We start from the raw sequence: 603 nt of genomic DNA, 5'->3' as shown, positions 1-603 counted from the left end.
CCCTTGCTTAACGTCAAACTGGTTCTCTTTTTCGACCACCCATTTGTGAAAGCCATGCTTACAAAGGCTTTTTCCTTTATGCTTCGCTTTGAGCGAAGGTCTTTTAAACTGAACAACGTCTCCCATAGTTTTCCTCGCGAACAATAAATCAAAGCAGCAAATAAGAATTAGACGGATGCTACCAAAAGGATACCGTAAACGATACAGCCTTACTTTCATCGGAAGCTTGTTGCTGCATAGCTCCGTTGCGACCTATCTTATCTATAATCCTGTCGATTTTACGGAAGAAGTGCAGGACAAATCTGTAACTGTTCAGCTGAAGAAAGATGAACCGAAGTCGGACAAGAAAGAAGCCGAGAAGAAAGAGGCTGAGAAGAAGGAATCCAAGAAGAAGGAATCCAAGAAGAAGGAAGCCGAGAAGAAGGAAGCCGAGAAGAAGGAAGCCGAGAAGAAGGAAGCTGAGAAGAAAGAAGCCGAGAAGAAAGAAGCCGAGAAGAAGGAAGCCGAGAAGAAAGAAGCTGAGAAGAAAGAAGAGAAGAAGAAAGAAGAGAAGAAGAAAGAAGAGAAGAAGAAAGAAGCTGAGAAGAAAGATAAGGATCCATT

At 42.6% G+C, this 603-nt stretch carries 1 protein-coding gene; it reads left to right on the top strand.

The annotated features are described in order from the left end of the window. Positions 1-229 precede the first annotated feature (229 nt). A partial coding sequence (locus A3738_RS21525) for a hypothetical protein (RefSeq protein ID WP_197473955.1) occupies positions 230-603 on the top strand: 374 nt, incomplete at its 3' end.

The sequence above is a fragment of the Oleiphilus sp. HI0066 genome (genome assembly GCF_001635725.1).
Note: the sequence above shows the minus strand (reverse complement) of the source record. Positions and strands in the feature narration are given on the sequence as shown.